The organism is Teredinibacter waterburyi (assembly GCF_001922985.1).
Classification (GTDB): Bacteria; Pseudomonadota; Gammaproteobacteria; order Pseudomonadales; family Cellvibrionaceae; genus Teredinibacter; species Teredinibacter waterburyi.
Map to the genome: position 1 here is coordinate 1 of NZ_MRUH01000018.1, position 10,060 is coordinate 10,060.

Sequence of the window (10,060 nt, forward strand, 5' to 3'; positions counted from 1 at the left end):
AAAATGTAAAAGGTCAAGCTGACGCATCACCAACCTACAAGCACCCACACGCATTGCTTGATTGAATTGTTAAAGAGCGATTCCGGCCGGCGCTTAGCTCGTACCAGAAGACTACTGAGCACCTGTGCCCTGAGTCGAGGATGCGCATTATACGCATATCAAAAGGCTTGGCAAGGCGTTATGGGAAAATAAATAAAATAGTTTCCGCAAGCCTGTTTTTTATACAAGCAAAAAGCCAAAACTAATGCCGCACCCAAGTTAGCGGGACTCCACAAAAGACCAAATCCGAAACGGAAAGGTAAACGTTTACCTTGTCGCGGTTAAACGCTACTATTCCCACCAATTGCAATTACCGGCGGTGCACGCACCTGTTCGCTGCTAACATTGCTACCCAGAACACATACAACGCTTAACGGAGACGGCCACCCCTACCGCTCCGTCAGTGCCGTTAATATCTCGCAACGCAAAGCTCAGGCAAGACGACATATGCAAGACACCACCTCAACACCTATATTTGATCGTGATAACCACAGCCACCGCCGCCGCAACCCATTAACTGGCGAATGGGTTTTGGTTAGCCCGCACAGAAGTAAACGTCCCTGGCTAGGCCAGCAAGAAACTCCCGCCACAGACACGGCTATCCAGCACGACCCTAATTGCTACCTATGCCCCGGCAACACCCGGATCAATGGCGAGACAAACGACAATTACACATCAACTTTCACTTTTACCAACGACTTCGCCGCCGTTGAAGATATCGACGTATCAACTAACAAGGATCTAGACCCCCTATTTACAGAGCAACCGGCAAAAGGTGTAGCGCGGGTTATTTGTTTTTCGCCCAACCACAGCAAAACACTGCCCCAGCTCGACGTTACAGAAATTGAATCGGTCGTGAACTGCTGGGCCAGCCAAGTCGAAGAGCTAGGCCGACGTTTTCAGTGGGTGCAAGTCTTCGAAAACAAGGGTGCAGCAATGGGCTGCTCCAACCCTCACCCACACGGCCAGATTTGGGCGACGGACCAACTACCAACTGAAGCAATAAAGGTCGACCAACATCTTCTTAACTACCAAACCGACTACGGCCGCAATCTACTGCTCGACTACGCTAAAAAAGAACTCGCGACAGGACAGCGTGTTGTAGATCAAAACGAGCACTGGCTTTGTGTCGTACCTTTCTGGGCCTCCTGGCCATTCGAAACCTTACTATTGCCACTTGCACCGATTCGTCACTTGCATCAATTAGACACCGAACAGCGGTTATCACTGGCAACCATTCTGAAGAGTATGCTGACTCGTTACGACAACCTGTTTGGTTGCAGCTTTCCCTATTCAATGGGCTGGCACGGGCAGGCATTCAGCTCAAAAGATCAAAGCCACTGGCAGCTACACGCCCACTTTTATCCACCACTGCTACGAAGCGCAACGGTCAAAAAGTATATGGTCGGCTATGAATTACTCGCTGAACCGCAGCGTGACATTACGCCCGAGCAAGCCGCCGAGCGCCTAAGAAGCTGCAGCACTCATCACTACCTCGAAAAATAATTGAATTCTTAACCCATACAGATCAACAGACACACTTTATGAACGACCTAGCCACAAAAACAAAAGAAGCTTTTATTGAGTCATTTCAATGTAAGCCTGATGCACTTTATTTTGCCCCAGGGCGCGTCAACCTTATCGGCGAGCACACAGACTACAACGGTGGGTTTGTATTGCCCTGCGCCATAGATAGAGGCACCTATCTAGCCATAAAATCTCGTGACGACAGCCGCATGAGTGTGATTGCTCACGACATAGACTCAGAAAAAAGTGAGTGGGATGGCCGTAGCCCAATAACGCCTGACATCGAACACCCCTGGGCAAACTATTTACGCGGTGTACACAACGAGCTGACTAAACTTGGGCACGACAATATTCGCGGAATGGATGTCGTTGCATCAGGCAATGTCCCCCAAGGCGCCGGACTTAGTTCGTCCGCGTCGTTTTCAGTAGCCTTCGCCAGCGCGCTTTCAGGAACCAATCAACTCAATTTGAGTGCAACTGAAATTGCGCTTCTATGCCAAGCGGCCGAAAATAATTTCGCTGGGTGTAATTGCGGTATCATGGATCAGTTAATTTCAGCGGCAGGTAAAGAAGGGCATGCGGTACTAATCGATTGCAATGACCTGTCACTGCGTCACGTACCAATGCCAAGTGATTTAGAAGTTCTAATAATCGATAGCAAAGTAAAGCGAGGCTTGGTCGGCAGCGAATACAATACTCGTCGCATACAGTGTGAAGAGGCCGCCCAAGTTATGGGGATAAAATCTCTACGCGATGCAACACCAGAACTACTGAAACTTTTTACCGCAAAATTAAACCCCACAACGCTACGCCGAGCGACACATATTGTTACCGAAAATACTCGCACAGAATTAGCTGCCGAAGCTCTGCGAACATCTAACGCGGAACAACTTAGTCAACTCATGAAAGCCTCGCACATTTCGATGCGAGACGATTTTGAAATAACGGTTCCCGCTGTAGACCTGATAGTGAAAATCGTCGATGAAATAATTGGTGATCGCGGTGGCGTAAGGATGACAGGGGGAGGTTTCGGCGGATGCGTAATAGCGCTAGTGCCGCCGCAATATATCGGGGCAATAAAATCTAAACTGAATACCGACTATACCGCACAGACTGGTTTGACAGCGGAGTTTCATATTTGTAAGGCGAGTCGCGGTGCGGGTTTACTGGAGAAGTTTTCGTAGTTCAAAAAATAAGTTGTGAGCGCGCGCCCGAAACTGGCGCGCAACGTCAAAACAAACGCGGCACCGAAGAAAACGGTGCCGCAGAAACATTTACCACCAAGCCGAATACAAGGCAATCAAAATACAGATCACCGCTATGGCGGCAACATTATAAGAGCTGCGCGTCTTAAATTGGATATCATCCAAATTCACTGCATTTTCTTGATCCTTGCCACCGGTAATTAACGCCGTAACAACAGCCAGAATCACACAAAGTATAAACACCAAGCCCACCCTATCCATAAAGGGTAGTTCAGGCCACAGATACTTAAGAACTATAGAAAGTAAAAACGAACCCAGTGCGGCAACCATTGCGGAATTTGCATTCGCCTTTTTCCAAAACATGCCCAGCAAAAACAGCACACATATTCCTGGGGTAAAGAACCCCGTAAACTCTTGAATATACTGAAATGCCTGCTCCGCCTGCCCCAACAAAGGTTTAGCGCAAATCACTGCCAGAGTTAATGATACCAAGCTAACTACTCGGCCAACCGTAACATAGTGTTTTTGAGTTTCGTTCTTCTTGTAATAGGAATACAGGTCCATTGTGAAAATGGTTGATATGCTATTCGTCATCGACGCTAACGAAGAAACGATTGCAGCAACCAATGCAGCGAAAACCAAACCTTTAACGCCAACAGGCATCAACTGCATCATCGACGGATAAGCCTGATCGGGACGCTCTAACTCTGGGGCCAACACCACCGCCGCAATTCCAGGCAGGACAACAATAATTGGCATAAGCAACTTTAGAAATGCAGCGAAGGCAATACCCTTTTGCCCCTCCTCTAAACTTTTCGCAGCCAAGGTGCGCTGAATAATATATTGATTAAAACCCCAATACGACAAGTTCATAATCCACATCCCGCCGACTAGCACCGAAAGGCCCGGCAAGCTTACATAGTGAGGATTATCTTCACTTAAAATCATATCGAATTTTTCTGGAACCTGCTCGGTTAAGGTAACAAAGCCCGCAATGACACCTTCGCCAGCGCCAATCAAATCTAGACATATATAACTTAACAACAATCCGCCAGCAACCAACACAAAAATCTGGATAATATCGGTCATCGCGACCGCCTTCAAACCGCCGTAGAGCGAATACACCACAGAAAACAATGCGAGAAATATCATACCGTAGATCATGTCGACACCGGCAATAGTGTTAATCGCTAATGCGCCCAACCACAATACAGCCGTTAAATTCACAAAAACGTACACACCCAACCAAAATACTGCGAGGACGGTGCGCACACGGTGATCGTAACGCTGCTCCAAAAATTGCGGCATGGTATAGATTCCACGCTGTAAAAAGATCGGAAGAAAATATTTGCCCACGATGATAAGCGTAATTGCCGCCATCCATTCATAAGAGGCAATACCTAAACCAATCGCGAAGCCAGAACCGGACATACCAATAATTTGCTCGGCCGAGATATTCGCAGCAATAAGTGATGCCCCTATGGCCCACCAAGGTAAACTGTTGCCCGCGAGAAAATAGTCTTTTGTGTCTTTGTTGTGCCCAGCCTTTTCACGGGAAACCCAAAGCGCCACAGCTACAAGCGCTAAGGCATAAACAACAAAAACCGTCGTATCAATCAATGAAAGTGTCATAAACCACCCTAAAATTATTATTGTGTTATACATTAAAATTAGCGTACCAATCTAACCCTATGCGCGCTAAATTTCCACTGCTAAAACCACAATTAACGCATAAGAAACACAACTAATTATCTACTGTAAAAATTTGGGTTATAACTATTTATCAGCGGCGAAAAACAAGCCCAAGTAATGGGTAAAATTTTAATGAATTCCAACTACAAACTCTCGTCCACTCACTGTCTCACGACTTACCGACACCCTGACAACAACACGCACTCCTAGGTAACTGGCAAGACAAAGCTGGGGCTCCATTCTCTGCCAATGCAAAGCTTACGGAATGATGTTTCATTTGTAGTGATCATGATATTTCGGGTATAAAAAAGCCCGGTCTTATTCGCCGGGCTTTTTATTGATTCGATAGAACCATTAGGTCAGTTTTAAGCTTTTAAGGCGCTTTCCATTCTCTCGCGCATTCCTTATTTTGAACAACACTTGATTTACAAACCGCCTGAGCGCACGGCGTCTTTCCTTCTTCCGCTGCCCGATAACGTCAATCTCGCTAGCAAAACCACGCTGTTTAACGAATGCGTAAGGTGTGATACCAAAAATGTCTATGCCTTTTTCCCACCAGTGCTGAAGATCTATGTCTATTGGTCGACCAAACTTGGCTGTGGCCCGAAGTAGTTTTTCTGCTCCTGAACGGCTCACTAGCTGTGCGCAGGTACCCGCAGGTAACTTGTCAAACACGATCAAACTACCGCGAGTTAAAGGTTGCTCCCAAATGGACTTGCGACGACGGGTCGTGTCAATCAGCTTTATGTAATCCCATTTTTGCTTTATTTCACCTGCGAGCAGCAAAACATCGCTAGCAAAAGGTTCGACAGCAAAGTCATCCTCAAGCACAAGCGCATAATCAAGGCTATCGTTCAGAATCTGTTGCCAAGCTCTGCGATGGCTCAAAAAACAGCCTATTTCACCAGCGTTCAAATTCTTGTAATACTGATACTGATTTAACTCGCTGCTGTAGCGCTCATGCAGTGCTTCCGATGATAAATCCGGGCCGTAGACGGCTGGAATTCTCTCAAAGGTTATCCCCGCTGCGTCCAACTCATCTTGCGCTTTTTTAAGCCGGTCGGACGATTTTTCAAGGTTGATTAAATAAGTTTTAAACTTTACGGCCATTAACACCCTCTCCCGCCATCAACCAGCACTAATTGCACCGAGGTTAACCCGCGATCTCGAATAAGTGATTTTTCTTCTTACCTAATTTGACCAAGAAAAAGCGGCTATACAATGCATTAGCTACACTAAAACTAGCAGCGGCATTCATGTTGTCGCTAGCACCTTTAGCCTCTCCGTTAATGAAGACCGCATTTCGACCTAGCGCATCTTTAACTTCTCGCCCCGCCTTTGCCATACCGCAATCCGCAAGTAAGGTCGTTAAAGGCGTATCGGAAAGTGTGCTCAAATCCAGATCGCTAGAGGGCAAACCATCGAGTTTTAGCTGTTCCAGATCCGACTCACTTAAATCGCTAAGCTCCCCACTAAACATCGCAGCAGTAATTCGCTCCGCCGCAATCAAGCCTTCTTCGCCATGAATCAGTTTGGTAACCTCGCGCGCTAAAATACCCTGAGCCTGCGGGCGCCCTTCAGCAGCATTATCGGCCGCTTCAATTGCATCAATATCGGCCACCGACAGGAAGGTGAAATAGCGTAAAAACTTATAGGCATCAGCGTCTGCCGTATTTAGCCAAAATTGATAAAAAGCGTAAGGTGAGGTCTTTGCGGGATCCAGCCAGATGGTTCCCGATTCGGTTTTACCAAACTTAGTGCCGTCTGATTTGGTCACAAGAGGCAGCGTTAAACCAAAAACTTGCCCGCCATACATGCGGCGAGCCAAGTCGATTCCGCCAGTGATATTGCCCCATTGATCGGACCCGCCAATTTGCAGAGTGCAGTTGTGCTGTTTGTACAGCTCGGCAAAGTCGTAAGACTGCAAAATCATGTAGGTAAACTCAGTGAAAGAAATACCCGCACCTTCACGATCAATACGCTGCTTTACTGACTCTTTCTGAATCATATTATTGATAGAAAAGTGCTTGCCAACATCGCGCAAAAAATCGAGCACGTTTAACTTTTCGGTCCAATCGAGATTGTTAACGACTTCCGCGCTATTCTCGGCGCTACCAAAATCAATAAACCTCGACACCTGCTGCTTTAGCTTTTCGACCCAATTTGCGACTATATCTGGGGTATTCAATTTTCGCTCTTGAGCTTTAAAGCTCGGGTCGCCGATAAGTCCTGTGGCGCCGCCAACCAACGCTAAAGGCTTGTGGCCAGCCTGCTGAAAACGGCGCAAGGTAAGTAGAGGTACTAAGCTACCGATATGCAGGCTATCGGCCGTTGGATCAAAGCCGCAGTAGAGCGTTCGCGAACCGTCCGCCAACCAACTACGCAGCTGGTCTTCGCCCGTCATTTGGGCGATTAAGCCTCGAGCGTCCAAGTCGTCGATTAAGGTTGGATCTACTGCCGTCATAAAGCTCTTCCTACATATTCAAGATGTCTAGTTTTGGTGGCGCAACGATACCGAAAAAGCCCTCCAAAACAAACCTTTAGCACCGATTTTATGTAAACAAACCGCTTGTAGGCGCGAACTTCAGGTCAAGCGCACCCTCGCATCAGCAATCTTTGCCCCCCTCAACACCAACATGCCCAATCGGCGCACAACAACGCTTCTTATGCCTGCGCAAAACATCCAAAGCGGGGTTGATATCAACCTGCTTCAAATATTTCGCTATAAGATGCTTAGTATTATATTCGGCTAATGAAATTCTGTGTTTTTTCTGATATAAACACAGGGGTTCAGGGGACAATCTCGGTAGTGACTTAATATTCTGATGCAAGCTTTTGATAATCAAAGAAAAACTGGTGCGACAAAAAAGGCTGGGCAGCGCGCTCAGATGCTTCAGCGCATCCCCAAAATTCATCTCGCTGCAGTTGCGGGCCTCACCTCTCTACTCGGCTTATTTGTGCTGTTACCAAGCAAGTCCGTTCAGGCCGATTTAGCGGCCGAGCGGCGGGTTTCTCAACTCGAACTGCCGGCATTCAGCAACCTTACCATTACATCAGAGCTAGATCTTGGCACCGCACCTTTCCCCCTCACCAACAACGACCTAACAACCTCTACCGAAACGGTTAAATCTGGCGATAACCTATCGCTTATATTTAAGCGGGTCGGTTTGCGTGATAGCGACATGATGGAACTGCTGCAAAGCACTCCAGAAGCGAAGCGTCTAACCGCTCTTTACCCAGGCCACACGCTTGAGTTTGCAATCAATGCCGATGGCAAACTCAACCAGCTACGCTATATAGAAAGCCGACTTAACAGCTACCGTTTTAACCGAAATGACGCCGGCTTTAACTTTGAGCAAATCAATCGCACGCCCGACATCAAGCTTTCATCGCGAACAGCCGAAATTAAAACCTCACTGTTTGATGCTGGAAAGCAAGCCTTTTTAGATGACAAACTGGTAATGGAGCTCGCCAATATCTTTGGTTGGGATATCGATTTTGCGCTAGACATACGTAGCGGAGACAGCTTTAAAGTTCTATTCGAAGAAGCATTCCTAGACGGCGAGAAGATTGGCACAGGCAATATCCTCGCCGCCGAATTCAACAACCGCAGCAACAGCTACCAAGCGGTGCGCTACGTTGACTCGAATGGGCAAGCACAATATTACACCCCCACTGGTGAGACCATGCGCAAGGAATTTCTGCGCACACCGATCGACTTCGCGAGAATAAGTTCTCACTTTAGTTTAAATCGAAAACACCCAGTGCTAAATACACTGCGTGCGCACAAGGGTACAGATTACGCGGCTAGACACGGCACGCCCATCAAGGCAACTGGGGATGGCAAGGTCGTCTACGCCGGCAAAAAAGGCGGTTATGGCAATGTAGTAATCATTCAACACGGCCAAACTTATCGTACGCTTTACGCACACATCAGCAAATTCCGAAAAGGTATCCGTTCTGGATCGAGAGTGAAACAAGGGCAAGTTATCGCCTACGTTGGCTCCACAGGACTCGCTACCGGCCCCCACCTCCACTACGAGTTTTATGTTAACGGAGCAGTGCGAAACCCTGTGACGGTAAAATTACCAAAAGCACAATCCATAAGCGATAAAGAGCTACAGCAGTTTTTGCAACAAACTCAACCGCTACTTGCAGAGTTAAGCCCGGAACAACCACGCCAGTTCGCCTCAAGCGAACCTCAGGCGAGCAACACCCCCCTATAACAGAACGTTTTACTCCAGCGCGTTGCTTTGCGGGCCTAGTCGTCCCAACCATACTCGCCACGACCAAACCGAAACAGGCTGCAATGCAGCACGATATGGATATCCCTACAACAATAACGCTTAAACCATTAGTAAACGAGGAACTCCATGTCCGAGGCTGCAAGTTTGTATATCGGCCTGATGTCCGGTACCAGCGCCGACTCTATCGACGCCGCTTTAGTTGAATTTAACGGCGATACACCGCGTTTAGTGGCTGCACTAGGTATACCCTACGACAAGTCCATTCGTAAGAAAATATTTGAGCTGGCCCTACCGAGCGATAATGAAATAGACCGTATGGGCGTGCTAGATCGACACCTCGGTACCCTCTTCGCTCGGGCTGTAAATCGCCTACTAGAAGAAAATGGCTACTCGGCAACGCAAATTACGGCGATTGGTAGCCACGGTCAAACAATTCGTCACCGCCCCAGAGCCCAATCCATACAAGAACAGTTTACCCTGCAAATAGGTGACCCCAACTCCATTGCCGAGCTCACAGGAATCACGACCGTTGCTGATTTTCGACGCCGAGACATGGCCGCTGGAGGCCAGGGTGCGCCGTTAGCCCCAGCCTTTCATCAAGCCGTATTTTCTAGCAAAACCGAACCTCGCTGTATCTTGAACATTGGCGGCGTGGCCAACCTTACCTTCCTGCCAACAGATGGGCACGCACTGGGTTTTGATACCGGGCCGGGCAACTCACTGATGGATAGCTGGATTCAAACCTTTGGTAAACAGCAGTACGATAAGAACGGGAAATGGGCCGCAAGCGGTCAAGTCAACCTGCAACTATTAAATAAATTACTCGCTCATTCGTTTTTCCGCATGCCTGCACCTAAAAGTACCGGCAAGGAGGATTTCAACCTTGACTGGGTAAACTCTGCCACCGAAGAAACCGTAACACCTCTTACCCCTCAAGATGTTCAGGCCACACTCACTGAGCTAACCGCCATCACCATTAGCGATGCTATTAAAGGCTTCTGCGCCGCCAATACCACTGTTTTTATTTGCGGCGGTGGCGTACACAACACTCACCTCTGCAACCGCATTCAATACCACTTACCTGAAAATAGGGTTAGCACAACCGATGAGCTAAACCTACATCCAGACTGGGTCGAGGCTGTTGCTTTTGCATGGCTAGCAAAACGCACTATAGGTCGGCTAGCGGGGAACCTACCAGAGGTTACCGGTGCCGATAGAGAAGTCGTGTTAGGCGGTATTTACTCCGCTTAATTCACGGTTTTTTCCTCGGACTTTTTCGTCCCTATCTTTTGACCTAGCAATTTCACTCTCTTCGTAAAAACACTCTCGAAAAAAAGCCCGCAACCCAGG

At 47.8% G+C, this 10,060-nt stretch carries 7 protein-coding genes; 4 read left to right on the plus strand and 3 right to left on the minus strand.

The features are described 5' to 3' along the window. Nucleotides 1-486: 486 nt before the first annotated feature. On the plus strand, nt 487-1,545 hold the full coding sequence (locus IDZ20_RS01580; protein WP_188149681.1) for a UDP-glucose--hexose-1-phosphate uridylyltransferase: 1,059 nt from the start codon (nt 487-489) through the stop codon (nt 1,543-1,545). A gap of 38 nt (nt 1,546-1,583) precedes the next feature. Beyond that, nucleotides 1,584-2,750, plus strand: coding sequence for a galactokinase (galK, locus tag IDZ20_RS01585; RefSeq protein WP_188149682.1), 1,167 nt, complete (start codon nt 1,584-1,586; stop codon nt 2,748-2,750). A 90-nt stretch (nt 2,751-2,840) separates the two neighbouring features. Here galK and IDZ20_RS01590 read toward each other — a convergent pair whose 3' ends face one another. The 3 genes from IDZ20_RS01590 to tyrS all read right to left on the minus strand — a co-directional run bounded on the left by IDZ20_RS01590 (nt 2,841) and on the right by tyrS (nt 6,927). Then, on the minus strand, nt 2,841-4,403 hold the full coding sequence (locus IDZ20_RS01590) for a sodium/sugar symporter (protein WP_188149683.1): 1,563 nt from the start codon (nt 4,401-4,403) through the stop codon (nt 2,841-2,843). A 414-nt stretch (nt 4,404-4,817) separates the two neighbouring features. Continuing rightward, entirely contained in the window at nt 4,818-5,573 is a 756-nt protein-coding gene (locus IDZ20_RS01595) for a glycosyltransferase family 25 protein (RefSeq protein WP_188149684.1), read from the minus strand. Between the two features lie 43 nt (nt 5,574-5,616). Next, entirely contained in the window at nt 5,617-6,927 is a 1,311-nt protein-coding gene (gene tyrS / locus IDZ20_RS01600; RefSeq protein WP_188149685.1) for a tyrosine--tRNA ligase, read from the minus strand. 424 nt (nt 6,928-7,351) lie between these two features. Between tyrS and IDZ20_RS01605 the strand changes: the two genes are divergently transcribed. Then, a complete protein-coding gene (locus IDZ20_RS01605; protein WP_245792048.1) occupies nt 7,352-8,689 on the plus strand; it encodes an OapA family protein in 1,338 nt (445 codons plus the stop codon). 147 nt (nt 8,690-8,836) lie between these two features. Then, a complete protein-coding gene (locus tag IDZ20_RS01610; RefSeq protein WP_188149687.1) occupies nt 8,837-9,961 on the plus strand; it encodes an anhydro-N-acetylmuramic acid kinase in 1,125 nt (374 codons plus the stop codon). The last annotated feature ends 99 nt before the right edge of the window (nt 9,962-10,060 follow it).

What these genes read in the sequence shown, in the direction of transcription:
- IDZ20_RS01580 (WP_188149681.1), top strand. Translation starts at nt 487, where the DNA reads ATGCAAGACACCACCTCAACACCTATATTTGATCGTGATAACCACAGC.
- galK (WP_188149682.1), top strand. Translation starts at nt 1,584, where the DNA reads ATGAACGACCTAGCCACAAAAACAAAAGAAGCTTTTATTGAGTCATTT.
- IDZ20_RS01590 (WP_188149683.1), bottom strand. Translation starts at nt 4,403, where the DNA reads ATGACACTTTCATTGATTGATACGACGGTTTTTGTTGTTTATGCCTTA.
- IDZ20_RS01595 (WP_188149684.1), bottom strand. Translation starts at nt 5,573, where the DNA reads ATGGCCGTAAAGTTTAAAACTTATTTAATCAACCTTGAAAAATCGTCC.
- tyrS (WP_188149685.1), bottom strand. Translation starts at nt 6,927, where the DNA reads ATGACGGCAGTAGATCCAACCTTAATCGACGACTTGGACGCTCGAGGC.
- IDZ20_RS01605 (WP_245792048.1), top strand. Translation starts at nt 7,352, where the DNA reads ATGCTTCAGCGCATCCCCAAAATTCATCTCGCTGCAGTTGCGGGCCTC.
- IDZ20_RS01610 (WP_188149687.1), top strand. Translation starts at nt 8,837, where the DNA reads ATGTCCGAGGCTGCAAGTTTGTATATCGGCCTGATGTCCGGTACCAGC.